This is a genomic window from Prevotella melaninogenica (genome assembly GCF_013267595.1).
In the GTDB taxonomy this organism is placed as follows: Bacteria; Bacteroidota; Bacteroidia; order Bacteroidales; family Bacteroidaceae; genus Prevotella; species Prevotella melaninogenica_D.
Window position 1 is genome coordinate 928886 of sequence record NZ_CP054011.1, and the last position, 26433, is coordinate 955318.

At 41.5% G+C, this 26433-nt stretch carries 24 protein-coding genes, 1 other RNA gene and 2 pseudogenes; 19 read left to right on the forward strand and 8 right to left on the reverse strand.

The window, feature by feature from the left end; translation table 11 throughout:
* Positions 1-37 precede the first annotated feature (37 nt).
* Complete coding sequence (locus tag FIU21_RS09055; RefSeq protein ID WP_004360088.1) at positions 38-1849, reverse strand: DNA polymerase III subunit gamma/tau; 1812 nt, start codon at positions 1847-1849, stop codon at positions 38-40.
* Between the two features lie 155 nt (positions 1850-2004).
* Between FIU21_RS09055 and FIU21_RS09060 the strand changes: the two genes are divergently transcribed.
* The 8 genes from FIU21_RS09060 (at position 2005) to FIU21_RS09095 (ending at position 9061) form a co-directional block, all read left to right on the forward strand.
* The gene (locus FIU21_RS09060) at positions 2005-2349 is read left to right on the forward strand and encodes an FtsB family cell division protein (RefSeq protein ID WP_036886228.1); all 345 of its coding nucleotides are present in this window, start codon (positions 2005-2007) and stop codon (positions 2347-2349) included.
* Complete coding sequence (locus tag FIU21_RS09065; protein WP_013264999.1) at positions 2333-2767, forward strand: hypothetical protein; 435 nt, start codon at positions 2333-2335, stop codon at positions 2765-2767. Before FIU21_RS09060 ends, FIU21_RS09065 begins: the two co-directional genes overlap by 17 nt.
* Positions 2768-2875: 108 nt before the next feature.
* Entirely contained in the window at positions 2876-3724 is an 849-nt protein-coding gene (locus FIU21_RS09070; protein WP_036886177.1) for a DUF4369 domain-containing protein, read from the forward strand.
* Positions 3725-4051: 327 nt separating this feature from the next.
* Positions 4052-5401, forward strand: a complete 1350-nt coding sequence (locus tag FIU21_RS09075) for a dihydroorotase (RefSeq protein WP_004360083.1) — start codon at positions 4052-4054, stop codon at positions 5399-5401.
* A 6-nt stretch (positions 5402-5407) separates the two neighbouring features.
* On the forward strand, positions 5408-6247 hold the full coding sequence (locus tag FIU21_RS09080; protein WP_004360082.1) for a vitamin B12 dependent-methionine synthase activation domain-containing protein: 840 nt from the start codon (positions 5408-5410) through the stop codon (positions 6245-6247).
* A complete protein-coding gene (locus FIU21_RS09085; protein ID WP_036886174.1) occupies positions 6244-7416 on the forward strand; it encodes a metallophosphoesterase in 1173 nt (390 codons plus the stop codon). Before FIU21_RS09080 ends, FIU21_RS09085 begins: the two co-directional genes overlap by 4 nt.
* Before the next feature lie 20 nt (positions 7417-7436).
* Positions 7437-8249 (forward strand): lysophospholipid acyltransferase family protein, encoded by an 813-nt coding sequence (locus FIU21_RS09090; RefSeq protein WP_172891365.1) that lies wholly within the window; start codon positions 7437-7439, stop codon positions 8247-8249.
* Between the two features lie 65 nt (positions 8250-8314).
* Positions 8315-9061 (forward strand): polyprenol monophosphomannose synthase, encoded by a 747-nt coding sequence (locus FIU21_RS09095; RefSeq protein ID WP_004360078.1) that lies wholly within the window; start codon positions 8315-8317, stop codon positions 9059-9061.
* A gap of 158 nt (positions 9062-9219) precedes the next feature.
* On the opposite strand, the gene FIU21_RS09100 is transcribed toward FIU21_RS09095, so the two are convergent.
* The 5 genes from FIU21_RS09100 to mfd form a co-directional block, all read right to left on the reverse strand.
* The gene (locus FIU21_RS09100; RefSeq protein WP_004360077.1) at positions 9220-9576 is read right to left on the reverse strand and encodes a hypothetical protein; all 357 of its coding nucleotides are present in this window, start codon (positions 9574-9576) and stop codon (positions 9220-9222) included.
* A gap of 290 nt (positions 9577-9866) precedes the next feature.
* On the reverse strand, positions 9867-11228 hold the full coding sequence (locus FIU21_RS09105) for a dipeptidase (protein ID WP_172891366.1): 1362 nt from the start codon (positions 11226-11228) through the stop codon (positions 9867-9869).
* A gap of 31 nt (positions 11229-11259) precedes the next feature.
* Entirely contained in the window at positions 11260-11658 is a 399-nt protein-coding gene (locus FIU21_RS09110) for a HEPN domain-containing protein (protein WP_013264089.1), read from the reverse strand.
* Positions 11652-11981 carry a nucleotidyltransferase domain-containing protein gene (locus FIU21_RS09115; RefSeq protein WP_004360074.1) on the reverse strand — a complete coding sequence of 110 codons (330 nt, stop codon included), beginning with the start codon at positions 11979-11981 and terminating at the stop codon, positions 11652-11654. The genes FIU21_RS09110 and FIU21_RS09115 overlap by 7 nt, the downstream gene beginning before the upstream one ends.
* Positions 11982-12497: 516 nt before the next feature.
* Positions 12498-16028 (reverse strand): transcription-repair coupling factor, encoded by a 3531-nt coding sequence (mfd, locus tag FIU21_RS09120; RefSeq protein ID WP_172891367.1) that lies wholly within the window; start codon positions 16026-16028, stop codon positions 12498-12500.
* Between the two features lie 209 nt (positions 16029-16237).
* Between mfd and ssrA the strand changes: the two genes are divergently transcribed.
* From ssrA to FIU21_RS09170, 10 genes and pseudogenes are all read left to right on the forward strand, one after another.
* Positions 16238-16638: a transfer-messenger RNA gene (gene ssrA / locus FIU21_RS09125) on the forward strand.
* A 343-nt stretch (positions 16639-16981) separates the two neighbouring features.
* Positions 16982-18268: a site-specific integrase gene (locus FIU21_RS09130; RefSeq protein WP_004362773.1), complete on the forward strand. Its 1287-nt coding sequence runs from the start codon at positions 16982-16984 to the stop codon at positions 18266-18268.
* Positions 18269-18273: 5 nt separating this feature from the next.
* Entirely contained in the window at positions 18274-18741 is a 468-nt protein-coding gene (locus tag FIU21_RS09135; protein WP_004360071.1) for a DUF1896 domain-containing protein, read from the forward strand.
* Between the two features lie 139 nt (positions 18742-18880).
* Positions 18881-19228: a hypothetical protein gene (locus FIU21_RS13360; RefSeq protein ID WP_004360070.1), complete on the forward strand. Its 348-nt coding sequence runs from the start codon at positions 18881-18883 to the stop codon at positions 19226-19228.
* 357 nt (positions 19229-19585) lie between these two features.
* Positions 19586-20017, forward strand: a complete 432-nt coding sequence (locus tag FIU21_RS09145; protein WP_004362771.1) for a hypothetical protein — start codon at positions 19586-19588, stop codon at positions 20015-20017.
* Positions 20018-20023: 6 nt separating this feature from the next.
* Positions 20024-20440 carry a PcfK-like family protein gene (locus tag FIU21_RS09150; RefSeq protein ID WP_004360068.1) on the forward strand — a complete coding sequence of 139 codons (417 nt, stop codon included), beginning with the start codon at positions 20024-20026 and terminating at the stop codon, positions 20438-20440.
* Between the two features lie 12 nt (positions 20441-20452).
* Entirely contained in the window at positions 20453-20983 is a 531-nt protein-coding gene (locus FIU21_RS09155) for an antirestriction protein ArdA (protein ID WP_004360067.1), read from the forward strand.
* A gap of 17 nt (positions 20984-21000) precedes the next feature.
* Positions 21001-22272 (forward strand): PcfJ domain-containing protein, encoded by a 1272-nt coding sequence (locus FIU21_RS09160; RefSeq protein ID WP_004360066.1) that lies wholly within the window; start codon positions 21001-21003, stop codon positions 22270-22272.
* Between the two features lie 23 nt (positions 22273-22295).
* The gene (locus tag FIU21_RS09165) at positions 22296-22550 is read left to right on the forward strand and encodes a DUF8466 domain-containing protein (RefSeq protein ID WP_004360065.1); all 255 of its coding nucleotides are present in this window, start codon (positions 22296-22298) and stop codon (positions 22548-22550) included.
* Positions 22551-22554: 4 nt separating this feature from the next.
* Positions 22555-22772, forward strand: a pseudogene (locus tag FIU21_RS09170) (hypothetical protein).
* 117 nt (positions 22773-22889) lie between these two features.
* Here FIU21_RS09170 and FIU21_RS09175 read toward each other — a convergent pair.
* Both FIU21_RS09175 and FIU21_RS13365 read right to left on the reverse strand, forming a co-directional pair.
* Complete coding sequence (locus FIU21_RS09175; RefSeq protein ID WP_004360063.1) at positions 22890-23996, reverse strand: PIN domain-containing protein; 1107 nt, start codon at positions 23994-23996, stop codon at positions 22890-22892.
* A gap of 114 nt (positions 23997-24110) precedes the next feature.
* Positions 24111-24468 (reverse strand): annotated as a pseudogene (locus FIU21_RS13365) (glycoside hydrolase family protein).
* A gap of 1131 nt (positions 24469-25599) precedes the next feature.
* Here FIU21_RS13365 and FIU21_RS09180 point away from each other — a divergent pair.
* Positions 25600-26301, forward strand: a complete 702-nt coding sequence (locus FIU21_RS09180) for a class I SAM-dependent methyltransferase (protein WP_004360062.1) — start codon at positions 25600-25602, stop codon at positions 26299-26301.
* Positions 26302-26433 lie beyond the last annotated feature (132 nt).

A 26433-nucleotide genomic window follows, 5' to 3' on the forward strand; every position in this document is an offset into this window, starting at 1 on the left:
GCCAACATCTGCCGTAACAGGACAGACGCAGAGTTATTTAATCCAAGCACAAACCTAATGTATCGATAAGTTTCTTTACAGGATGATTCGTTTCCAAAAGTTTACTCAAAGACTCACGAGGTGTAAGCATAGGCTTGATTTCCTCATGTTTAGCAAGACGAATCTCTACTTCGATCTGCCCATTACGCAATTCCTTTGCCAAAGTAGCACGAATACGCGACTTGATAGCGAGCATTTCGTTGAGCTGAATATTATTATCAGCAAGTACCAAGATTGCTGGATACTCTGTAATAGTAGGCGTGATATTCTTCATGCGTTGCGACAAAGCTTGCATACGCTCTGGCATTCGTGAACACATAGCACGCCAACTCACAACAAGGTCTTGCTGTGTAAAGCCTTCATGTTCATCCTTATTAGTTATTTCAACTTCCTCATCCTGCTTTTTCTTCTTATCGGTCTTGAGTAGATTGTCAAATGACATCGTCAATGAACCGAGATTAACAGAATTCGGAAGACCAGAAGATACATTCACCTTAGGGCGTACACCAGACGTTTCTGTGATGGGTTTTTCTGGTGAAGACACGACCTCTACAGACACTACTTCGCTATCATTAGAACCACGAGCAGCAGCATCATCACGCTTTAGACTCCCGACCACCTGCGGAGTCGGTTTCTGTTGAGCCTTCAGAACAAGATTCTTGAACAGGGATTTTAATCGCTTAGGGCTACGCCCCGAGGCTGGGACATCATCATCCTTCTGCGTAATTTGCGCTACTTGAATGAGCGTCAGTTCCACCAACAAACGTTTATTAGAACTCTGACGATATTCCACATCACAGCGATTCATAATCTGCAAAGCCGTATAAAGGAAGTTGACAGGACATTTTTGTGCCTGCAACTGATAGCGATTACGCAGTTGTTCGCTTACTTCAAGCAGAGGAAGTGTTTGTACATCCTTTGCCATCAACACATTACGAACATGAGATGCCAAGCCATTCACAAGGTGTCCTCCATCAAATCCCTTATTGATAACGCTGTTCAAAAGAACCATTATCTCACTCACTTTATTCTCTAAAGCAAGGTCGATGATATTAAAATAATTCTCTGCATCGAGTACATTCAAGTCCTCAATCACCTTCTGATAAGTGATATTTCCTTGTGAGAAACTTGCAGCCTGATCGAATATTGAGAGCGCATCACGCATTCCACCATCCGCTTTCTCAGCAATAACGTTCAGAGCCTCTTCATCAAATTGAATGTTCTCCTTCTCAGCAACACGCTTAAGATGGTTGATGATATTAGGAACCGTCATACGCTCGAAGTCGTAAATCTGACAGCGAGAGAGAATCGTTGGGAGAATCTTATGTTTTTCTGTTGTTGCAAGGATGAAGATAACGTGTGCAGGTGGTTCCTCCAAAGTCTTTAGAAAAGCATTGAAGGCAGCTGTAGAGAGCATATGCACCTCATCAATGATAAAGACCTTATAACGACCAACCTGTGGCGGAATACGAGTCTGGTCCATCAATGACTTGATGTTCTCAACAGAGTTATTGCTGGCAGCATCTAATTCGAAGATATTATAGCTTCTTCCTTCTCCGAACGCCTTACAACTCTCACACTCGTTACAAGCCTCACCATCAGCTGTTGGATGTTCACAGTTGATAGCCTTCGCAAAAATACGAGCACAAGTAGTCTTGCCCACACCTCGTGGACCGCAGAAAAGGTAGGCATGAGCCAGCTTACCACTCTTCACAGCATTCTTCAGCGTAGTAGTCAACGCCTGTTGTCCAACAACAGAATCAAAGGACATCGGACGATACTTTCGCGCCGAAACAATATATTCATCCATAGTTTCAAATTCTAATTGTATATGCAAAGGTAATAAAAGTTAAGAAAAGAGGAGGAAGGAGGAAAGAATTAAATTGTTAATTTGCTAAAAATATGTATGTTTCATGCTCCGATATGCAATCTTTTCCTTACTTTTGCAAAAAAGAATGTAAAGAAGTGAGTAAGATTACCGGACATATTTACAATTTTTTCAGCCGATTTAAGTTTCATATCGTCATCATCTTGGGCGTACTCATTGTAGGCGTCGTGGATGAGAACAGTTTTATGAGACGTATAGAGTATGCTTATCAGATTGAAGACTTAAAAACTGAAATCCGAAAGTATGACAGCCAATATCAGCATGACATGCAACAGCTCAAGGAACTAAAGACAGACCCAAAGGCTATTGCACGCGTTGCCCGAGAGCGTTACTTCATGAAGGCTGACAACGAAGATATCTTCGTGTTGAGCGATGATGAGCATCAAACTGAAAACACAGCTAAAAATGAGACAACTGAATAAACTCGAATCAATTATTTACCTTTTGGGAGGAATCATAATGGTTATAGGTGCAGGCTTGTACGCTTTCCTTTTGATTCAACCAATAGCTTGTTGGCTAATGCTTGCTGGTGCGGTTGCATTTTCTCTTATGCAGTCACGTCAGCGATACCTTGGAACATCTCTTTCAATTCGTCGTTTACGTAAGATTATGTCACTTGCAGGATGGGGATTCATTCTTGCAGGATTCTTTATGGTAGAAGACTCCTACCATTTTCTTCGTCCTGTTTTTGCAGGTTCATTAGATAGCTATAGCAGCTATGTAAGTATTTTCCACCACAATTGGGTTATACTCCTACTTATTTCTGCTATCATAGAGATGTATACTACTCATCGTATCAGCTACGAACTAAAGAAGGAAAGCGAAAGTCCAAGTACCTAAAAAAAGCTAAAAGCTTAGAGATAGTTTTAATTTGAATAAAAAAGTTTCTCGGCTTCAATTATAGAATGTAATTTTGTCTGAGAAGAAATAGAACCAGTTTAATTATCTATGAATAAAATTCTTTACGCACTTCTAACACTTATCGTGTTTACGTCATGTGCCAACTCATTCAATATACAGGGAACATCCAACGTATCAAGCTTGGATGGAAGAAAGTTATACCTAAAAACAGACCAAGCTGACTCACTGATTAACTTAGATTCATGTGACGTCGTTCATGGTCAGTTTGCTTTCCATGGTACCGTTGACTCTACTAAGGTCGCACAGATATTCATGGATGATATCAACTTACAATTCCCAGTAGTTATTGAAAAGGGAGATATTGCAGTTAAACTGGACAACACACAGCAGCGTGTCAGTGGCACGCCGCTGAATGACAAGCTAAATGATTTCTGGACGAAGTTTACACAACTCCGCAATCAATATGCAGAAATAGATCATGAGGAAAGTGCTGCCATTATGAATGGTCATGATGAGGAAACAGTGAATGCTCAACTTATCAAGAAGGCATTGAACGTTTATGACAAGGGTGACAAACTCTTTACGAAGTTCATTACAGAGAACTTCAACAACATTCTTGGCCCATGGTGTTTCCTTACACGTATCAGCTACGAGACAACACCTAATGCTTACCCTGTATGGATGAATGATTATATGTATACCAATGCTATTAATCAGTTGCCTTCATGGATAGAATACATTATGTCAAAGGCTACAGATACCTTTAAGCAGAATCCTCAGGTAAAAGCATTCTATACCGACTTCCTACAAGCACAAAAGGAGATGAATGGTATGGTTGACCCTGCAGGAACCAATGATGCTGCGGGAACAACTCCTAATGCTGCTGTAGCACCTCCAACTCCTGCACAGATGGCTGGTGACTCTATTCCAAAGTAAGGTATGGGTCCCTACTATCGTGTGTTCTAAGCTCTACGCTGACAGAACGATTGCATGATAAGATTCTATAGGAGTGTTTTGAAGTTCGGATAAAGAGTTCATAGACAACAAACTATTTATTCTAAACGAAGGTTGCTGTCACTTCTGTCACTCAATATTGTTATTTAACCGATTGGTTTATAGAACGTTGAAGCGATATGTTAAAATGACAGCAAAAGAAAATAAAACTACTAACAGTAATATATCCCTTCTTACTTTAGTAGAATTCTCTCACTTCCTATCTCGGAAGAATCAACAGACAACCTCTAACAATAAAGAATATAACATATGAGGAGACTCATTCAAGGTGGAACTATCGTCAATGAAGGGCGAAGCTTTATTGGTTCGCTCATCATAGAGGACGATTGTATCATAGAGATTATAGAAAATAACGAAACACCCCGTGGAGAATTTGACGAAATCGTCAACGCCACGGGGTGCTTTGTACTACCTGGTGTTATTGATGATCACGTTCACTTTCGTGAGCCGGGACTAACGGAAAAGGCTGACATTGAAAGTGAAAGTCGTGCTGCTGCATATGGTGGTGTCACCTCTTATTTTGAGATGCCAAACACTAATCCACAGACAACAACATTAGAAGTTTTACAAGACAAGTGGGAACGAGCAAAACACTCAAGTCATGTCAACTATAGCTTCTTTATTGGTGCTACAAATACAAATCAGACACTATTCCCTCAATTAGATATCCACACTATTCCTGGAATAAAACTCTTTATGGGAGCCTCAACAGGGAATATGCTTGTTGATCGACGAGAAGCATTAGAAATGACTTTCCGTACTGCAGCAGAGTTGAATCTGCCAGTGATGACACACTGTGAGGATTCTGGTATTATCAACAAGAATATGAAAGTTGCCAAAGAACAATTTGGCGACGACCCAGACATTACACATCATTGGGAAATACGCAGTGCTGAGGCATGCTGGGCTTCCTCGCTCTTAGCTGTGGAATTGGCACGAAAGTACAAAACACAACTGCACATTGCTCATATCTCTACAGCAAAAGAATTATCATTGGCTAATCACCCAGAAGATGAAGGAAGGATTACTTTAGAAGCTGTTATTGCACATATTGCTTTCTCTAACGAAGATTATCTTACAAAGAAAGCGCTTATTAAATGTAATCCTTCAGTCAAGACGGTAGCTGATAGAGATGCTATTCGTCAGGCACTCACGGATGGACGCATTACAGTCATTGGTACTGATCATGCTCCTCACCTATGGGCACAGAAGCAAGGTGGCTGCTCTAAGGCAGCATCAGGTATGCCGATGGTTCAGTTCTCACTCGTCACCATGCTTGAATTGGTAGACAAAGGTGTTCTTACAATAGAACAGATGGTTAACCTAATGTCACACGCACCGGCTCAACTTTTCCGTATTGACCAACGAGGTTTCCTACGTAAAGGTTATAAAGCCGATATTACTATCGTTGCACCAAACCAGCCGTGGACAGTGAACGAAGATTATATTCAGAGTAAATGCAAGTGGAGTCCAATGATGGGACACACCTATCAATGGCGTGTCTTACATACCTTCTGTAATGGAAACCACCTGTTAAATAAGGAAGAGTTTGATAACACCATACATGGTGAAAGGATTACTTTTCGAAATGATAACTAAGTCATAATGATTGAAAATAAAGTAGATAACAAAAGTAAGATAATAACATACAATATCAGCGAAATAGTTCCTTACATCAACTGGGCATACTTCTTTTATGCTTGGTCAATGAATGGTAAGGCAAAAGATGCACAACTGAAACTACGTTCAGAAGCTGAGAAATTATTGGCTGACATGGAAGGGAGATATCACACACGTGCTGTCTTTGCGCTATGTGAAGCCAATAGTGAAGGTGATGATATCATTATCAATGGCACACGTGTTCCAATGTTGCGCCAGCAGAAAGTTATTCCAGGCAAACCAAATCTCTGTTTGGCAGATTTCATACGTCCTGCTTCTTCAGGTATCAAAGATGCAATTGGACTCTTTGCTACTTCTGTTGATGCTGCCTTTACAAGCAACAATGAGGAAGATCCCTACCAACGTATGCTTTCTCAGACCTTAGCTGACCGATTAGCTGAGGCTACAGCAGAGAAGTTTCACGAGGATGTACGCAAGAAGTATTGGGGGTATGCTGCTGATGAGCAACTGACTATAAAAGACCTTCTTGCAGAGAGATATCAAGGCATACGCCCTGCTGTGGGCTATCCATCCATTCCAGACACAAGTATGAATTTTCTTTTGTACGAGCTATTGGATATGAAGGGCATTGGTATCAACCTTACAGAAAGTGGGATGATGGTACCGCATGCCAGCGTATCGGGATTTATGTTTGCACATCCTCAAAGCCGATATTTCGACTTAGGAAAAATTGATGACGACCAATTAGAAGACTATGCACGTCGTCGTAATAAGCCTGTTGAAGAGCTAAGGAAGTATCTTGCTTCTACCTTATTGAAGAAATGATAGCCAGAATCGTTATATATCTTATATTAATAATAGTGTTGTCTGACCTCTATATAGACATGCACTATTTCCGCAAACGTTACCCCATTGCTTGGTGGCAACGCCTATTATGGTGGTTACCTTCTATCGGTATGGTCATCTATACCTGTGCTATGGCTTCCATACGCGACTTTGCGCCTAACAACCTCACCTGGCTGAATACATATATATTCCTTCTCGGTTTGCTTGTTGGCCCTAAGGCTATCTTTGCACTCACCTCCTTCTTGGGTTCAATCATTCGGAAATATATCATCCGCACAAATCGAAACTGGGGACATTATATAGGTATACTCCTTGGTTGTTTTGCCGTTGGAACATTTATATATGGGCTTACATATGGAGTTTCTAACATACAAGTAAAGCATGTAGACCTCTATTTTAAGGATTTACCAAAGTCTTTTGATGGCTATCGGATTGTGCATGTATCTGACTTACACCTCGGCACCTTCAATGGATGGCGCAGTAAGATTCTGAAAGCAGAGATGGATAGCATTGAAAAGCAGAAAGCTAACCTCATTTGCTTTACTGGTGATTTACAAAATATACGCCCTGAAGAGGTTGAGAAAATGGCTTCAGTAATCCGTCAGCCTATGAAAGGGACTATCTCTGTCTTAGGAAACCATGACTATACGGAATACATCAAAGGTGATGCTAAAGAGAAGGCTGCAGAGGAAGTACGCTTAATAAAAGCAGAAGAAAAAATCTTAAAATGGACTCTTCTACGCAATCAAAACACAGAAATCACATCACCAGCAGAAGAGTCTATCTATGTTTGTGGTACAGAAAACGACGGAAGACCACCATTCCCGAACTATTCCAACTATAGGAAAGCGATGCAAGGAGTAGAACCAAATTCATTTGTGATTATGTTACAACATGATCCATCAGCGTGGAAACGTTCTATTCTTCCTAAAACCACAGCACAGCTTACATTAAGCGGACATACACACGGTGGACAGATGCAAATCTTTGGATGGCGACCAACAAGTATCCGCCAACAGGAGGATTATGGACTTTATGAACAGAACGGACGCTATCTATATATTACAGCTGGATTGGGTGGACTGGTACCCTTCCGCCTCAATATGCCTAACGAAATAGCGGTGATAACATTACATGTTAAGAAATAAAATTAAAAAAGGATACATCTATGAGTAATACTGCAACACAACAACAAAGGCAATCCTCAATAACCATGCTGGTTATTACATTTTTTTATAGAATTTACATGCTATTCATTGCCTTCCCGCTCTTCCTCTTTGCTTCTATACTAACAGCATTAACAACAACTATTGGCTGTCAAATAGGTAATGGACATTTCTGGGGATACTACCCAGGGAAATGGTGGTCATGGTTTACCATCCGAATACTCTTTCTTCCTGTAAAAATTGAAGGACGTGAGAATCTTGATCCTAAGCAAAGCTATGTCTTTGTAAGCAATCATCAAGGTGCTTTCGACATCTTTCTGATTTACGGTTTTCTCGGTCGTAATTTCAAGTGGATGATGAAAAAAGCTATCCGTAAGATACCTTTGGTAGGATTAGCATGCGAGAAAGCACATCATATTTATGTGGATAAGAGTGGTGCAAGTAAAATCAAAAAAACATACGACACTGCACGTGAAACCCTTCGTGAAGGAATGTCTGTCGTCGTATTCCCAGAAGGTGCACGTAGTTTTACTGGTCACATGGGTAAGTTCCGTCGTGGAGCTTTCATGTTAGCTGATGAGCTTCAGCTACCAGTATGTCCACTTACCATCAATGGTTCCTTCGACGTTATGCCTCGTACTAAGGACTGGCATTTCCCTGTATGGCATCGACTTAGCCTCACTATTCACAAACCAATCTTCCCAAAAGGAAAAGGTGCTGAATTCGAGAAGCAAACGCTAAATGAAGCATACGATTCTGTTATGGCTGGTCTTTCTCCCGAATACCAAGGTTTCGTAGAGAATCCAGACCAATAAAAATAGACAAAAACTTGTTAGTATCATATTTTTATACTACATTTGTCCTATAAAAACAAAAATCTATGACAAGCGATAGCATTGTAATTATACCGACATACAACGAAAAGGAGAATATAGAGAAGATAATCCGAGCGGTATTCCGATTGGAGAAACTTTTTCACATTCTGGTAATTGACGATGGTAGCCCTGATGGAACGGCACAAATCGTACATAATCTGATTAAGACGGAATTCTCTGACCGCCTCTTTATCATTGAGCGTTCTGGTAAATTAGGTTTGGGTACAGCCTATATCACTGGCTTCAAGTGGGCTTTAGAACATGGCTACGAATACATTATTGAGATGGATGCTGACTTTAGCCACGACCCTAACGACCTTCCTCGCCTTTATGCTGCAACCCATGACGAAGGTTACGATGTTGCAGTTGGTTCACGTTATGTCAGTGGAGTAAACGTTGTAAATTGGCCTATCGGACGTGTATTAATGAGTTACTTTGCCAGCAAGTATGTTCGTGCAGTAACAGGTTTTCACGTGCATGATACGACAGCGGGGTTCGTATGCTATCGTCGTCGTGTTCTTGAGACAATTCCATTAGACATGATTCGTTTTAAGGGGTATGCCTTCCAAATCGAGATGAAATACACCTCTTTCAAGATTGGTTTCAAAATTAAGGAAGTACCTGTCATCTTCGTAAATCGTCGTGAGGGAACAAGCAAGATGAGTGGTGGCATCTTCTCCGAAGCCTTCTTCGGTGTCATCCGACTCCGTATGGATGGTTGGTTCAGAAAGTATCCTAAGATAAAGAACTAAGATTTAAACCAAATAACAGTAACAGCCATAACCTTAGTAGGTTATGGCCGTTACTATTTACACAAGTGACTTTGTCTTTATACAACTTAGAAACTATTGTAGTACAAATCAATTGTAGATAAACATTAGAAAATAAATACGGGAGATTCAAGTTTAATTTACTTTTTACTAATTAAACTAACAAACTTATATCTATATCCATACAAATCTTGCATCTCATAACGTGGACCATATACTTTTACTATGATAAGGTATTCGTGTCCCTCTTCATAGATACTATCAAATCCATCAATATGAGATACAACAGATTTTCTCATATCTTTGTCTACTATAACATAGCCTTTATTTTTCGATTTAATAGATGTACCTGGATAGAAGTAGTCTTCTTTATGTGATAATACGCTTATCGTATCTGTCTTAACATACTTGTAGTAGTCATCTGCATCTTCTTCCTTTGTACATCCCACAAAGAGAAATAACATTAAAGATGCTATAATGTATAGATGTTTAATCATAATAATATGAATTTAAAAATTATTTTATCATTACCAAACTCACTTAAATGAGACTGTTACTATAGAGGACATCCTTTCTCTACTTTATTTTGACACAGTCTACTCTATTTTAGTCCAGCCCATTCCTACCAACACAACCAACGTGTATGTACACAATATTTTGATAAAAGTAAAAGGAACATCATTCCCTGCAATAAAAGCCTTTAGACAAAAGAATCTGTTACTACGGAAAACAATGTTCCTTTATTACTATGTCTTAACACACCTTACAGTGTGTCTTATTACCAAATTTACGCCTCCTTATCGTACTCGAGGTGGAAGTTTATGATTGTCTCAATTCCCTTCAACCAGAGATCTACTGGCATATTCTCGTTCGGAGAGTGAATAGCATTTGACTCCAAGCCGAAGCCCATGAGAACAGTCTTCACACCGAGCAACTTCTCGAAAGTAGAGATAATTGGAATACTACCACCGATACGTACTGGTAATGGGCGCTTACCGAATACTGTCTCAAAGCCACGCTCAGCAGCCTTATAAGCAGGGAAGTCAATTGGACAAACATAACCATGACCACCGTGATGCTTCTCTACCTTAACTGTAACATAATCAGGAGCAACACTGTTGAAATAATCCACTACCAACTGGCTGATCTTTGTATGATCCTGATGTGGAACAAGACGTGAAGAAAGCTTTGCGTATGCCTTTGATGGAATAACGGTCTTCGCACCATCCCCCGTGTAACCACCCCAGATACCGCATACATCAAATGTTGGGCGATAACCAGTGCGTTCGATTGTACTGTAACCTTCTTCTCCGAAGAGTGCCTTAACACCAAGAGACTTCTTATATTCCTCCTCATCGAAAGGAATAGATGCAACGAGTTTACGCTCCTCATCAGAAGCCTCCTCAACATCAGCATAGAAACCAGGGATACGAATCTTACCATCAGGACCAGTTACATCAGCTATCAACTTACAAAGAACATTGATTGGGTTAGCTACAGCACCGCCGAAGGTTCCTGAGTGAAGGTCACGGTTAGGACCAGTCACCTCTATCTGCCAATAAGACAAACCACGCAAACCTGTTGTGATAGAAGGAGTATCAGGACCGATAAGACCAGTATCTGAAACGAGGATTACATCGCAAGCCAAGAGTTCCTTGTGTTCCTCAATAAATGGACCGAGGCTACCAGAACCAATCTCTTCCTCACCTTCAAAGATGAACTTCATATTATGCTTCAGCAAATCATTCTTGTTAAGATACTCGAATGCCTTTGCCTGCATGAATGACTGACCCTTATCATCATCAGCACCACGAGCCCAGATATGACCATCCTTAATAACAGGCTCAAATGGTTCGGTCTTCCAAAGTTCAAATGGCTCTGCTGGCATCACATCATAGTGACCATAAACCAATACAGTCTTTGCATTAGGGTCAACCATTCTCTCTGCATAAACCATTGGATTACCCTTTGATGGCATCACCTCAGCTTTGTCAACACCTGCCTCAAGCAGCAATTCCTTCCAACGTTCAGCACAGCGTACCATGTCCTCCTTATGAGCAGGTTGTGCACTTACGCTTGGTATGCGTATCAGACTGAACAACTCCTCGAGCATTCTGTCTTTATTCTCTTCTACATATTTCTTAATCATAATTCTTTATTTATTGTGATTATCTTCTTTATTATTTGAAAGTAATCAATGCTTCCATTTCATTGATAAATTTCTCAATCTGAATAAAATAAGGCATAACTTCTTCCTCCGTAGCATCAAACATATCATCATAGTCACCAGATTGGCGCAACTCGTATAAACGGGAGAACAATCTCCCATAAGTTTTGTCGATAAGTCCAACAGAGATAAACTGCTGTCCTATAATATGAATAGTTCCTGCATGTGTCTTTGCAGATAATCCTTTATCAAGGAGTAAAGCCTGTGCCATATGATAGACAGCATAATATAAACGATTCCCAACAAGGCTCCAATGGCCTAAACGAGCGTTGTCACGTGCTTCTACTAACACCGCTTTTGCTTTCTCAATGCGGTATGCTACAAGTGCTTTTCGTTCTTCACTTGTCAACATAACAAAATTCCCTCTGATTCAACATTGTTATGAAAAGGAGAGTGAATTCGATTAGCCCACTCCTGCAAGGTATAGATGATAGGATGTATCATTGCATTAATTTTCCATCCAAGTTCCCAGAAAGGATAGGTGAACTTATCATGATCAGATTCTTCTATTCTATCCTTATCAAGAAGAATGAGAATATCCCAGTCTGACAGTTCACTTGCATCACCACGCGCCTGAGAGCCGAAAAGAATTATCTTTCCGTTTTCAGGTTTTAACTCCATCGCAATGCTGCTAATAGCCTTCAACACATCATTATGTCTTACTTCTTTCATCATCTGTTCGCAAATTTAAGCATGATTTATGACTTTTGCAAGTTTTTCTGTGCTTTTATTATTGTTTACATGACGGAAACGACATAATCGGATATATTTACATACGATATCAATAAACTTACAGATTGATTGAGATTGAGCGTTAACTAATAAATAAAGCTATAAGATTTATCATTGAATCAACCTTATCTTAATTACAATAAGGAAGTTATCAATAAATTATTTTCATGAAAAGAAAGAATGATTATCGTGAAGAAAAATAATTATTATCATGAGAATAAATATTTATTTTCATGACAATAATTTGGATTCAGTGGTAAATAGCATCTATCCAATAGGTTACTAAACACTTTAAGTAGCGATCATTCAACCTCACAATAGAACTTATAAGATCAGAATATACAATGTATACCTCCATTGATAGACAGCTAATCAATCACACTCCCTACCCCAGTACACCATTTTAGTCAATAGTTATTAGATAAACGAGAGAACAATAAAGCAATCCTCTGTCAAGTGTTACGACTGAGGATGCTCTATATCACGTAGAATCATTACTCCCTCTCCTACCGTCTTCACATCACTGACTACCATAGAACGTTTGCCATTTCGTTCCTTCAGATTGCAACGACGAGGATGATAACCGATATAGTTGAGTACCTTATCAAAGGCAGCACTCTGATAGTAGACACTATTAGGGTTAGAAACAAACTGCATCTGCATACGTCCCTGCTTAAGGATAATCTTCTCACAACCCAATCGCTTACCCACACGACGAAGTGCAACGACCTGCATCAGTTCCTCACCTTGACGTGGAACAGGACCGAAACGGTCTTGTAGACGTTTACGATAAGCATCGAGATCCTCGTCTTTTTCAATATTATCAAGCTCACGATAAAGCAGCATACGCTCTGAACTACCCGGCACGTAGTTATCAGGGAAGTACATTTCAAGGTCGCTCTCTACGGCACAATCATCAATAAAGTCATCACCCGTAATCTGCTTTCCTTCGTCCATCTCCTCTTCATACAAATCTTGGAACTCATCATTTTTTAGTTCCATCACCGCCTGATTGAGGATTTTCTGATAGGTTTCATATCCCAAATCCTCCATAAATCCGCTCTGCTCAGAGCCTAAGAGATTACCAGCACCACGGATATCAAGGTCCTGCATCGCAAGATTAAATCCACTACCGAGGTCGGAGAAGGTCTCCAAAGCCTCCAGCCGACGACGTGCCTCTGGGTTTAATGCAGCCAAAGGAGGAGCAAGAAGATAACAGAAAGCCTTTTTATTAGAACGCCCCACACGACCACGCATCTGGTGCAGGTCGGAGAGTCCGAAACGATGCGCATCGTTGATGATGATAGTATTGGCGTTGGAAATATCAATACCATTCTCAACAATCGTTGTTGAAAGCAGTACGTCATAGTCATAGTTCATAAAGCCCATCACTATCTCCTCCAATTCTTCAGGCTTCATCTGCCCGTGTCCGATAGCAATACGGCAGTCTGGCACATACTTTTTAATAAGATTTGCTATCTCTGGAAGATTGCTGATGCGGTCATTTACAAAGTAAACCTGTCCATTACGGCTCATCTCAAAGTTGATTGCATCTGCTATTACTTCATGCGAGAAAGAAGCTATCTCGGTCTGAATAGGATAACGGTTAGGTGGCGGTGTACGCATAATACTCATATCACGTGCACCCATCAGTGAAAACTGTAGCGTACGTGGGATCGGAGTTGCCGACATCGTAAGGGTGTCAACATTTGTTTTTAATTGGCGAAGTTTCTCCTTTGTCGACACACCGAACTTCTGTTCTTCATCAATGATAAGTAGTCCGAGGTCATGCCACTTCACCGACTTCCCTATCAACTTATGCGTACCAACAAGAATATCTATCTTTCCCTCTGCCAAATCCTCCAACACCTGTTTTGTTTGTTTAGCACTACGAGCACGTGAGAGGTAATCAACACGTACAGGCATATCCTTCAATCGCTTCTTAAAAGTTTGGTAATGTTGGAAGGCTAACACGGTTGTAGGTACTAATACAGCCACCTGCTTATTATCCACAGCAGCCTTGAAAGCAGCACGGATAGCCACCTCCGTCTTACCAAATCCCACATCACCACAAACCAGACGATCCATCGGACGTGCGCTTTCCATATCTTGTTTGAGTTCTTGTGTAGCCTTCAACTGGTCGGGCGTATCCTCATAAAGGAATGAAGCCTCCAATTCGTGCTGCATAAACGAGTCTGGAGAAAAGGCAAATCCTTTTTCACGACGTCGCTTAGCATAGAGTTTTATGAGGTCGCGAGCAATATCCTTAATACGCTTCTTCGCCCTTTCTTTCAAGCGATCCCAAGCACCTGAACCAAGAACAGACAATCGTGGTGGTTCACCACTATCACCACGACGATACTTACTAATCTTATAGAGCGAGTGAATAGACACGTCCACAATATCATTATGCTGATAAACAAGACGTATCATCTCTTGATAAGAGTCGCCAGCAGGCACACGAACCAGACCAGCAAACTTACCTATACCAAAGTCTACATGCACTAAGAAGTCACCAGGTTCCATCTCTTGCAGCTCTTTCATCGTCAAAGCCATCTTACCTTGACGTGCCTTGTCTGACTTGAGGTTATACTTATGGAAACGGTCGAAAATCTGATGATCGGTAAAGAAACATACTTTCAGCGTACTATCAACAAAACCTTCATGCAACGTTCGGTTGACAGGTGTAAAAGGTAAAGCTCCCACCGTCGCGTCCTGCCCCTCCCCAGACAGTTCAGCTACAGACAGATTCTCAGAGTCAGGTGAGACATTTGTATCTGCCAATGAATCGAAGATATCCCTCAAACGTATAGTCTGCTTCTCGCTATCTGCAAAGATATAGAGTTTATAACCTTGCAGAAGATAGTCACGAAGGGTCTTAGACAGTAAGTCAAAGTTCTTGTGGAAGAGTGGTTGTGGTGACGTACTGAAGTTTATCGTAGCCCGTGAACCATCCTTCTTCTTTGCTTGATCAGAGGTAGAATGATTCATACCAAACTCTATACGACGGAAATCAAGTGCATCGTTCATCCAACGTGAGGCTGGCACCAGTTGTCCTTCCTTACGGAAAGCCACTTCCAATTCGCGCTGTTCTAACTCCGTTTTACCCTCTAACTTCTCCGTCAAAGCTTGATTAGTAAAGCCTTCTTGATAGATATTATCAATCGCATCACGCACATAGAGGAAGTCCTTGAATGCCAATACGGCATCTTCTGGTAAGAACTGAAGGAAAGGCACCTTCTCTTCTGACATCGTTGTCAGCTCTGGAACAATCTCAACACGTGTCAGCTTCTCTGTAGACAACTGCGTCTCCACTTCAAAGTTGCGAATGGTTTCAATATCATCACCAAAGAAATCGATACGAAAAGGAAGTTCATTTGAGAAGGAATAGACGTCTATAATACTACCACGCACAGCAAACTGACCTGGTTCATAGACATAATCAGTCTCCGTAAAACCAAAAGAACGTAAGGTTTTCTCCACCTCTACAATATCAATATGCTGGTCAACTGTCAATGTCAAACGACGTTCATCCAACTGCTTTTTTGATACAACAAGTTCTGATAGCGCTGATGGCTCAGTGACAATATAAAGCGGTAGAGCGTTGTCAGCACACGAGGCAAGGGCAGAAAGACGTGTCAGCACCTCTGTACGCAGGATTTCATTACCCGCATCACGCTGTCCATATTTCACTGCACGACGATAAGACGATGGAAAAAACAGCACCTCTGCTACCTTCCCCTCACCATCAACAGGCATAGCAATTGTCTTGAGGTCATTGTAGAAATAACCCGCCTCGTCATTGTCATTCAACACGAAAACAGTCGTTGTCTTCCATCGTTCAGCTATTGAAGCAAAGAACATCGGAGCAGCTGAAGCCACGAGTCCTTGCAGAAAAACAGTTCTTATCGACTTATCTTTCTGTATCTTCTGTATCGCTCCTGCCTGTGGCAGCATAGCGTATAGTTTCTGTATGTCTTGTATCTTCATCGCAAATGCGTTGTGCTTGCAAAGTTACAACAAATTTCAGACAGAGGGCAATTATCTATGAAATTAAGCAGAAAAGTACTTAAAGATTTGGTAGTTTCGTGAACTCTCCTTATATTTGCAATCTGATTCAGTGGAAACAGAAGAGGATAAACATAGGGATAAAGGCGAATAACATCGACTAAAACCCATAAAAGTCCTCATTGTACTATGGGCTTGTTTGGATTTGACGGCAAGACGAGATGGTACGTAAGCACGCGGAGCATCGTTAACTGGCTCCTAAATCTCAGTTATCGAAAAATTAATTGGCGAAAACAATTACGCTCTCGCTGCCTAACCGAAGTACAGTAGGTTACTGGCTTTATCCGACTATTAGATAGTTGGACGAGACATCGCTCCGAGGATGTTGTTCCGAATCCAGAGAGTAAGCGATGCAGGTTCAATCGGAAATAGTCAGTGTATGCCTCGCTGCACTGATGAAGATTTAGAGGATAAGATGTCGGTTGGTGGTCCAGGTCTTGCCGACATACGAAAATCGAAGACTGGAATAAACGTGTAGAAAGCGTATGGTTTCCTTGTGCGGACGTGGGTTCGACTCCCACCAGCTCCACTTTACGTACTCTGAACAAGAGATTACAAGAAAATGATTAAATCAGATAATCGCCGTAACTTCAACGAGTTACGGCGATTATTCGTTTATAGAACTCTCTGTTTGGGAGTACATACAGATACCGCCGAAACGCTCAAGATACTCCCAACTGGCTACAATATGGCTACAGAAAAAATCGACTTTGTAAAATTGTAGCCACTGATACCGTACAGAGTACACACAGATACCGCATACTTCATTGTTATTCAAATAATTATGTCGAACTTTGCAGCTGTAAAGATAACGCGTAACTCACCCTTAAACGGGTCGAAAACACGATTTACTTCTGCACTAAAAACTTGTAAGTATGAAGAGTATTTTCAGAACAAGCTTCTATCTGCGAAGCAATTATTTGAACAAAGAAGGAAAAGCATCGGTTATGATGCGTATCCATCTTAATGGAGAAAGAATGGCACTTGGCACAACAGGAGTTTGCGTCGATCCCGAAATGTGGGACAGCACACTGGGTAAAGTACGGGGACGAACCAAGGAGGCTTTGGTTACTAATGCTCAACTGACGAGTATCAGCACAGACCTTCAGATGATATTCCAACGATTAGAGTTTTCGGAAGAACTTAGCCTTGAACGCATCAAATCGGAATATCTTGGCAAACGTGAGGATATGGAGACCGTTCTTTCATTGTTTACCAAGTATAATAATGATATGTATGCACAGATTGGCTGTGGAGTTACAAAAGCAAATTATCGCAAGTTTGATATTTGCAAGCGTCACTTTGCCAAGTTCCTTGAAGAAAAGTATGCACGCACTGACCTCAATATCATTGAGCTTACCCCTATCGTCATTCACGATTTCGACGTCTATCTTAAAACCGTAGTTGGTCAATGCTTTAACACGGCCATCAAGACCTTAAAGACTTTTAAGACGGTTATCATATTTGGTCGAAAGGCTGGAGTGTTTAATCACGACCCATTCCTCAATATCCACTTCAAGACCAAAAGAGTTGATCGTGGCTTTTTGACAGACGAAGAAGTGGACACCATCATGCACAAGGAATTTGCAACGCAACGATTGGTAAATGTTCGCGACATCTTCTTGTTCTCTTGCTTTACAGGACTGGCTTACGTTGATGTAGCCAATCTTACGCCCGACAATATCATAACGATGGACGGCAAGCAGTGGATTGTAACAGCACGTCAGAAAACCGATACACTAAGCCATATCCTCTTGCTCGACATTCCGAAGATTATTATCAAGAAGTATGAGGGCAAAGCTAAAAATGGTAGATTGATACCCATTCTCAGCAACCAGCGTATGAACTCTTATTTGAAAGAGATAGCCGATGTTTGCGGTATCAACAAGAACTTGACCTTTCACATGGCTCGACATACCTTTGCCACGATGATGCTCACAAAGGGAGTTCCTGTGGAGTCTGTATCCAAGATGTTAGGACATACAAGTATAACTACAACTCAGCTTTATGCCCGCATAACGAACAAGAAGATAGAGAACGATATGCTTGCTGTATCCAAGAAATTGGATAAGTTCGACTTCGCAAGTGCTCCACCAGCAAAGGCTACCAAGCGACGTTATACTAAGAAGATTGATACACCTATTATAATAACAAACCATTAAGACTTATGACAACAACAAAGAAAGAACTTTCCTACTTCCGTCTGAAGTTGGAAACGTATCTCGGAGAGCATTTTCCTGAGAGAATGAATGATAATGCGTTTGTAACCGCTCGCGCAGACGAGGCATTGACGGCTTACTGCGATGCCGTGGCGCAAGGATTTTCCTTTCCCGAAGCAGAGACGATGGCAAGCGAGGTGCTGTACCACGACTTGCACTTCTCAAAGTATGACACCCTTGTTTCCGTGTTGGAGCAAGAGTTTGAAAAGGAGCTACCAAGTCCGCTCCCCGAAAGGTTAGCACCAATCCTGCTGAACAACAAGGCAATTCAAGCGGTATTTGCCAAGTACGAACTCACAGACAACTTTGCGGCAGGTACAGAATACGACAAACTGTACACCGAACTGACTGGTACAATCGTGCTGCTCATCGAGGTCAATGGTCTTCCGACGATAGGCGGTGAGAATATGACTTGACACTTCACCATCGGGGGCTTTTGCAGTGTCAAGAGCCAAGATAAACGCTCCACTCCACACGTCAAGAGTTTTGCAAACACTTGTCTTTGGGTCGTTAGAGCATCTTGTTATCGCTCTTGAACTATTAAAAGCCCCGATTATGAAAACAATCATCATGAATCAAGACATTCACACACCTGCCTTCATCAAGGCAGACGCATCGAACAAAACCGATAAGAACAGGCAGCCGCCGACTTCTCCCAAGCAAGTCCGCCACTTCGGTTGGACACGCTTCATCGAACTCGCCGTTCTGCTTTCCATCGTTATCGGTGCGGTTTACCTTATCTCGAAGATGGTTACACCACAAGTCGTAACCGCCGTTTCGGTTATTCTCAGCTTCCTGATACTACGCTTCATTGTCAGAGTTATTCTGCAAGTAACCTTTACAATCCTGTGTTGGCTGTTCTGGCTTGCCGTCATCGTGGCAATCCTGCTCTGTATGCTCTGAGCGCACAAGGAAAGATATTCTTCGATTCATTCTTCTTTATGGGTGGTTATCTCACGTAAGGTAGCCACCTTTTTCGTTTTCCATACAGGCGTTGCACTTTCGCTTCTCACATCCATCTATTCCACTTTGATGTGCCATAAATCGGTGCTGATTTCTTTTTATTCGCAAAGGTAGTAAGGGGCTACGGCTTGCACAAGGTCTGTGCCTTTGGTTTGTACGGAAAATCTCCACACCTCCATTTCATTTCGGGTAGTATTTTCCTGCAAAACCTTGTGCCGGCTGCGCCCCCTACCTTCTTATTGCTACAAAAAGGAATCAGCATACTCCGATCTTTGGACGCATAAAAAAAATGTCATTATGGAACAGCAGAAAGTAAATATCACATCTTCGATGAAAGAAAAAGGATATAGCTCCTCCTCTCATTACCGCATAAGTTCGGTGGTTGATAAAAGTGAGCGTTTGGTGGCGACTAAGTTTGTGCAGTGGGACGTTGAGCCATTGGACAGATTGAGTGGCAGTAAGGTGTATCTCCTGCGTGTGAAACTCAATCGTGGGGAGCGAATGAGCCGTGAGGAAAAGAACTGGCTTGCCGAAGCGGTGAACACCAACACCTACTTCCGTACAGCCGTTCCCCTAATGGGTTATCGGTTTGACTTCTTCGATGTGCTGAAGAAATACCTTGTCAATCAATACGGACATTGGGCAGAGTATTACGCACCCGACCGCACCAGCCTAAGAGCCTATTTGTATGGTTGTGTCAATCAAATTGTAGAAATCCCCAAACATTAAACGACTATGAAAGGAACAGAACATTTTACGAGAACAATAGCCGAGTATCTCAACGGACGTGCAGCGACAGACCCTTTGTTTGCTCTCAACTTGATGAAGCCTAACAAGAGCATCGAGGAGTGTGTAACCTACATCTTGAACCAAGTGCAGGCGAGTGGGTGCAATGGCTTTGAGGACGATGAAATCTACTCAATGGCAGTCCACTACTATGACGAGGACGAAATCAAGGTGGGTAAGGCTATCACTTGCAGAGTGGCAGTAAACCATATTGTGGAACTCACAGAGGAGGAGAAAGCTGAAGCACGGCAGGAAGCCATTAAGCAGTACCAACGTGAGGAACTTGCCAAGATACAGAGCCGTAACGCAAGACCTCAAAAAAAAGAAACGGCAGAGGTGGTACAACCTTCATTGTTTGACTTCTAAAAAGGAAAAACTATGGAACGATACGATTTAAGCGAAGCACGCATCTATGTAGGCACATATGCCAAGTATAACGAAGGCTCACTAAGAGGTAAGTGGATAGACCTTTCTGAGTGTTTCGACCAAGACGAGTTTATGGAGGTATGCCACGAACTTCACCAAGACGAGGATGAACCCGAATTGATGTTCCAAGATTGGGAGAACATTCCCGAAGAACTCATTGACGAGGGGCATTTGCACGAAAACTTTTTCGAGTTGAGGGACGAGTTGGAGAATTTGGACGGTATGAATGTGAGTGCCTTTTGGATATGGGTAGAGAATACCGGCAAGGATTTAACCGAGTCCGTCTATTACCTAATGAGGCAATTCAATTCCGCTTTTGTAGGCAGATATGTGAACAAAGAAGAGTTTGCAAGGGAAATGGTAGGTATGGAACATGAACTATCCGAGTTTGCAGAGAGATATTTCAATTATGAAAAGTATGCGGAAGAACTCTTTGACGAGGGATATTGGTTTGAGGACGGATATGTATTCCGTGACGAGTAAAACAAGGAGGACAGAAAATGAAACCAAGAAATAAATTTCAGAAGCAAGTGGCGGAGTTGGCAATCCAACTTCCCACCATTACCGACAAGCAAAGTCAGTGGGCATATACGCACCTTTTTGAACATATTGCCAAGCGCAACACGAAAGGCGAACACACTTGTTTGGAGTGTGGACACCAATGGACGGACACACGGCATAAAGGCAAGACCACAATTTGCCCCCATTGCGGAACGAAACTCACCATACATACAGAACGGCAGAGGGTATTTAAGGATATTGCATACTATTGCGTACTCACCACCTTCAAAGGCTACCAAGTGATACGTTACTTCTATATGGAGGTGTACCGCAAGCAAGGACAACCGATAAGACGATTTTGTTCTGAGGTGGTTGAGCGTTGGATGGCACCCAACGGCAAAAGCGCAGTATTGGCACGACTTCGCCCGATGAGTTGTTGGTATGACACGTGGCAGTTTGGCAGTGCTTTGGAAATCCGCCCCGACAAGCCTTTGTACGACATACTTCCACACGGCATTTACCCACGTTATGGAGTGATGAAGGACATTAGGCGCAACGGATTTAAGGGAGCGTTCCACGACCTTACCCCCTTTGAGTTGTTTCATTCCATTCTTACGGACAACAAGGCGGAAACCTTATTGAAGTCTGGACAATTCTCCCTACTTTGCCACTTCATTAGGGACAGATATGCCAAAATTGACAAGTATTGGGCATCTATCCGTATCTGTTTGCGCAATGGCTACCAAGTGGAGGACGGCAATTTGTGGTGCGATATGGTTGATACGCTTGCGACACTCAACAAGGACATACGCAGTCCGAAGTATATTTGCCCCACCGACCTAAGAGCAGCGCACGACCATTACCAAGCCAAGCGCAGGGCAAGGCAGGAGCGTGAGAACATTATCAAAAAGCGCAAGGAAGCGATGGAAGCCGAACAAGCATACAAGCAACTCAAAGCAAAATTCTTTGGCATAGAGTTTACTGACGGCATTATCCGCATCCACGTTTTGGAGAGTGTGCAGGAGCATTTAGAGGAAGGCACGGCAATGCACCATTGCGTATATGACGCACACTATTACAGCAAACCGCAGTCGCTTATCTTCTCTGCCACAAAGGACGGAGAGCGCATCGAGACCATCGAGGTATCATTGGAAACGATGAAAGTGGTGCAAAGTCGTGGCGTGTGCAACAAGAACACCGAGTACCACGAGCAGATACTCGCCTTGATGCAGAAGAATATGAGAATGATAGCGCAGAGAGCAACCGCATAACACAATCCATAAAACAAAGCAATATGAAAGTACAGATAGAAGGCTTTATTCGCAGTTGGGCAGACGAAATCCCCAACATCATCGTGAGAGTTATCAATGCCATAAGCATAGCCGAGAACAAGGAGGAGTTGCAGACAGCACTCCTCCAAATTTCCCAAGAAACCGAGTTGGACAAATACTTCGTTTATGGTTACGGCGCGCACCATTTTTGGCTCACTCACCGCAGGTTATCGAATGGCGAGCCGATGGAACACAGATTACTAATCGCTGAATTTTGAAAATATGGAAAGGAAAGTTTACAGAGTACGCACCCAATACGTTTTTGAAGGTGTGTTTGAGGTTGTAGCCACAGACCGAGAGGAAGCCGAGCGGAAAATCCTTGAAGATTGTGGAATGGTAATGGGCAGAGGAATACACAGCACCTGCCCGATGAACAAATCAATTGGGCTTTTGATACCCACCCCGAAGAACGGATAATCGAAACAACCGAAAAGCCCTAATACAAATGAGCCACGCAACCTCAAAAATTGCGTGGCTTCTTTTCTTTTTCTTTGAACAAGCAGGCGACCAAAGAAAAGAAGCAAAAGAAAGTCGCAGGAAATATCTTTTAAAGTCCTTTAATTTTGATAGTCGGCATTATCTATTATTTCAATATCATCTGACAACACTTTTGTAAATGAATTATCTACAATTAAGAAAATTTTCAGATTTATTGTAGCTGTGTCAGATGCCGCCATATAATGCTTATTCCAATCATTGTCCCAAACCTGAGGTAATTCTTCTTCATCCATGCACATTGCATCTGCCTTAAATAAAAAGACATCAAAAGTACATTCTACATTGACAGTATACTCAATTACAACTTCATTTTCTGATATTTGTCGTACTTCATCTAATTTAATTTCAGGCTTTCCTATTTCTACCACAGAGGGATTTTCAAATTCCTGCCTAAACGGACTATTCTCGTAATCAAATTGTCGATATAATAAAAATTTATCTAAACGCTGTTCAGTTTCATGAATAATATTAATATCTGCATAGCTACCATAGGATTGAAAAGCATCTTTGATTTTTTGAAGGATTTTTTGTTTGGGCTTAGCAAACTTCTTAATGAACACATCAATATCCTCTACAACTTCAACATGATCTTCATTTATATTTAATTTAGACAAATCTTCTCGCAAATCAGGATGTAGATCACCTTCTAAGCAAAAGTCCTTATGATTCTTGTTTATAAACACCACTTGTGGCATATCGAACAGATCATTAGGTTTAGTGCATATTGTAAGGAGACTCTCCCATATAAGAGCATCTCGATACCCTTTCCCACTTTCTTGAAAAGGCCTTTTACGAGCAAGGTCGCGACTTACTAAATCTTTGTGAGAAGTAGAAGGATATGGTATAATATTTATATTTAGACGCCTAATTTGAGCATTAAAAAATTTGGCATATTCTTCTTTTTCTTTTGTGATAACATCAATTGATTTTTGAGACAAATTCACTTTTTTGTCAGTCAATCTTTCAAAGTCGGAAAAAACTTTATCTATTTTCGTTTTACAATCTTGTATTTTTTCGCAATATTTATTTATAGACTCATCTATAACTACTGCAGGAATGTAAATTGTAGCCCCTATAGATTTTGCTGATTCGCATAAATCTTTAATTTTAGCTCCATTTAAATGAAAATCGCTAAAAATAATATTTGTATCTAATACTACTTTCATAAACTATATTTTCTACAAAGTTACTACTTTTAGGGGAACTAATAGCATTTTATGTTTAATTCCTAATTATCTAATATACAAAAGATGAAGTTCAACATATCGTCACCTTACCAATTATCGTAACACCTTGCCTTTATATTGACAGAAAAAGATAAATTCACGGTAGAAACTTCTGTTGCCCGAGTCTATTTTCCGTAGCAATCTACTCTTAGGATGTTTGCTATATCCCAGCATCCTGCCCGCTCCAACGTTGTAGGATAAGGCGGCAAGTAATAGGGTATCTTTGTCATATTTTTGAAATACTCAAAGTATTTCAAAAGGTCAGCACGAAGCAGTGAGTCTGCTTACCGTTCCGACATATTAGGAGAGAAGCATTCACCAGACAAAAGCTGATGACCATACCCGACGTAAGGGTGATCCTTCTTACCGTGCTTCCCTCAAAATATTTGATGCAGACCACCGCCCGTTCAATTGCAAATCGGTGGCCGTGCCGTGCGCGGTTTGTCGGACGTGGACATCGAGTGGGAAGAATGGAAAGGCAAGCTCGATGCAGAAGATTCTGGTACTTCTGGAGGCGGAACTAACCCCTATCCATAACCGAAAGAATTTTATAACTCTCTAATTTTTTAGGAGCCGGTCGCAGTGATGCGGTCGGCTCCCTTAATTGTTTCGGCTCAAAGGAACAAGTGCAGAACGAACAAGCCTCTCAACACATACTTGATAACGGAAAAGATAAATTTATACCATTTCAGTTTCATACACGTCTGCTGGTAGACTGACATTTTCTTACCCGGCTTCGAGCCCTTTTCTTCTTTATCATAGCAGATAAATATACCCTGCCACGAAATTGACAAACGTAATTTATACATAAGCATAAATTTTTGCTTGTATCTTCATGGCTCAGAGGCTCTCGAAAAACACAAAAGTTAATATTATAAAAACATCTTAGTACTGGCTCAAAGTGGCTCGACCTAAAATTCGATGCAAAGATACAACGTTTTAGAGAGAAGGCAAAATATCTATCGTTTATTTTACTACTTGAAAGCACATTTTTATAAACACCTATCAGAATACCATTTAACCCAAATCGGTCATTAGAAAATTTGAAGTCGTGGTCGTGTTTGTAAATCATTGAAAACAAATTGTTTATGCAATGTGTTTTCTAATGGCAGTCATTAGAAAACGACGAAATGACGTGGAAAATAGCCTAATGACCGATTGGGGGCTAATCAAAGCAAGGTAAACTCCACTTGCCTTTGCTTTACCAATCTTCGCATTATTTTACCCCTTGTATTTGAAAAGATGCTGCAAGATTCTTGTAAAGAATTTGTTACTTTGCTTCTATCTTGTATAGTAGCAGATTTTTAGGATTCTTTCCATTACTCAATATACACACCATGCCTGACTTTATATGACAGCAAAGCATCTTTCTCATTTTTCTTGAAAACAAAAATCACTATTTTTGGCGATTGCAGGGACAAAGCGAATGTCATACTTTTGCAAAGGTAGTGCCAGTGAGCGCTAAGAAAGCTCGCTTTCAATTTGCCGAGCGCAGCCTATCTTTTGCAAAATAAGAAGATAACATCTATTAAAAAGAAAAACAATGGGACACAAGCAGAGCAATTCCTACAAGAGAATGATGGAGCATTACGACGACGTGCTGACCGGACGAAAGTGGTGGTCGAGGATGTATATGCGACTGGTATGGAAAGAAGATGGTAATCTCTTGGCTCGGAAGGTGTTTGATTTCATACCGGACGATTTCCACGGACGACTGCTTGACGTACCCGTCGGTACTGCCATTTTCACCGCCGGGAAGTATCGCCGAATGAAAGCAGCCGAGATTGTAGGCTTGGACTATTCTGAAGAAATGATAGCCATTGCGACTCTGCAGAAGGAGACTGAGGATATAGACAACCTGTCTTTGGTACAAGGCGATGTCGGAGAGCTGCCTTATACAGACGAGAGCTTCGATTATGTGCTGTCCATGAACGGCTTTCAGGCTTTCCCTGACAAGGACAAAGCCTTTGCCGAAATCTTCCGCGTGTTGAAACCCAGAGGTTGCTTTTGTGGCTGCTTTTATGTCAGGGGTGAACGCCGATTAGGTGACGTCCTTGTTAAGAAAGTCTTGGAAAGAAAGGGATTCTTCCACCCTCCATACGACACTTTTGCTGAAGCTGATAGCCGGCTTAGGAGTATGTATGGCGATGACGTACAGACAGAGAAAATGGAATCCGTCTGCTTGTTTCGCTGCGTGAAGCCGCAAAAAACATCATCGAAAAAGAACAATAACCCCAAAACATAAGATTATGAGCGTAACTACTATCATCGACGAAGAAAACATCACCCTTGTACAAGGTGTCAATGGGATTCTATTGCACAAGGAAGGCTGGATGAAAGAGAAACAGGAAGGAAAAGACTAAACAATCCCTCTTCT

Coding starts and splice junctions, on each gene's coding strand:
- FIU21_RS09135 (WP_004360071.1), top strand. CDS start 18,274: ATGACAACAACAAAGAAAGAACTTTCCTACTTCCGTCTGAAGTTGGAA.
- FIU21_RS09160 (WP_004360066.1), top strand. CDS start 21,001: ATGAAACCAAGAAATAAATTTCAGAAGCAAGTGGCGGAGTTGGCAATC.
- FIU21_RS09055 (WP_004360088.1), bottom strand. CDS start 1,849: ATGGATGAATATATTGTTTCGGCGCGAAAGTATCGTCCGATGTCCTTT.
- FIU21_RS09095 (WP_004360078.1), top strand. CDS start 8,315: ATGACAAGCGATAGCATTGTAATTATACCGACATACAACGAAAAGGAG.
- FIU21_RS09165 (WP_004360065.1), top strand. CDS start 22,296: ATGAAAGTACAGATAGAAGGCTTTATTCGCAGTTGGGCAGACGAAATC.
- FIU21_RS09145 (WP_004362771.1), top strand. CDS start 19,586: ATGGAACAGCAGAAAGTAAATATCACATCTTCGATGAAAGAAAAAGGA.
- FIU21_RS09070 (WP_036886177.1), top strand. CDS start 2,876: ATGAATAAAATTCTTTACGCACTTCTAACACTTATCGTGTTTACGTCA.
- FIU21_RS09150 (WP_004360068.1), top strand. CDS start 20,024: ATGAAAGGAACAGAACATTTTACGAGAACAATAGCCGAGTATCTCAAC.
- FIU21_RS09085 (WP_036886174.1), top strand. CDS start 6,244: ATGATAGCCAGAATCGTTATATATCTTATATTAATAATAGTGTTGTCT.
- FIU21_RS09090 (WP_172891365.1), top strand. CDS start 7,437: ATGAGTAATACTGCAACACAACAACAAAGGCAATCCTCAATAACCATG.
- FIU21_RS13360 (WP_004360070.1), top strand. CDS start 18,881: ATGAAAACAATCATCATGAATCAAGACATTCACACACCTGCCTTCATC.
- FIU21_RS09105 (WP_172891366.1), bottom strand. CDS start 11,228: ATGATTAAGAAATATGTAGAAGAGAATAAAGACAGAATGCTCGAGGAG.
- FIU21_RS09115 (WP_004360074.1), bottom strand. CDS start 11,981: ATGATGAAAGAAGTAAGACATAATGATGTGTTGAAGGCTATTAGCAGC.
- FIU21_RS09110 (WP_013264089.1), bottom strand. CDS start 11,658: ATGTTGACAAGTGAAGAACGAAAAGCACTTGTAGCATACCGCATTGAG.
- FIU21_RS09080 (WP_004360082.1), top strand. CDS start 5,408: ATGATTGAAAATAAAGTAGATAACAAAAGTAAGATAATAACATACAAT.
- FIU21_RS09075 (WP_004360083.1), top strand. CDS start 4,052: ATGAGGAGACTCATTCAAGGTGGAACTATCGTCAATGAAGGGCGAAGC.
- FIU21_RS09065 (WP_013264999.1), top strand. CDS start 2,333: ATGAGACAACTGAATAAACTCGAATCAATTATTTACCTTTTGGGAGGA.
- FIU21_RS09180 (WP_004360062.1), top strand. CDS start 25,600: ATGGGACACAAGCAGAGCAATTCCTACAAGAGAATGATGGAGCATTAC.
- FIU21_RS09155 (WP_004360067.1), top strand. CDS start 20,453: ATGGAACGATACGATTTAAGCGAAGCACGCATCTATGTAGGCACATAT.
- FIU21_RS09175 (WP_004360063.1), bottom strand. CDS start 23,996: ATGAAAGTAGTATTAGATACAAATATTATTTTTAGCGATTTTCATTTA.
- FIU21_RS09130 (WP_004362773.1), top strand. CDS start 16,982: ATGAAGAGTATTTTCAGAACAAGCTTCTATCTGCGAAGCAATTATTTG.
- FIU21_RS09100 (WP_004360077.1), bottom strand. CDS start 9,576: ATGATTAAACATCTATACATTATAGCATCTTTAATGTTATTTCTCTTT.
- mfd (WP_172891367.1), bottom strand. CDS start 16,028: ATGAAGATACAAGACATACAGAAACTATACGCTATGCTGCCACAGGCA.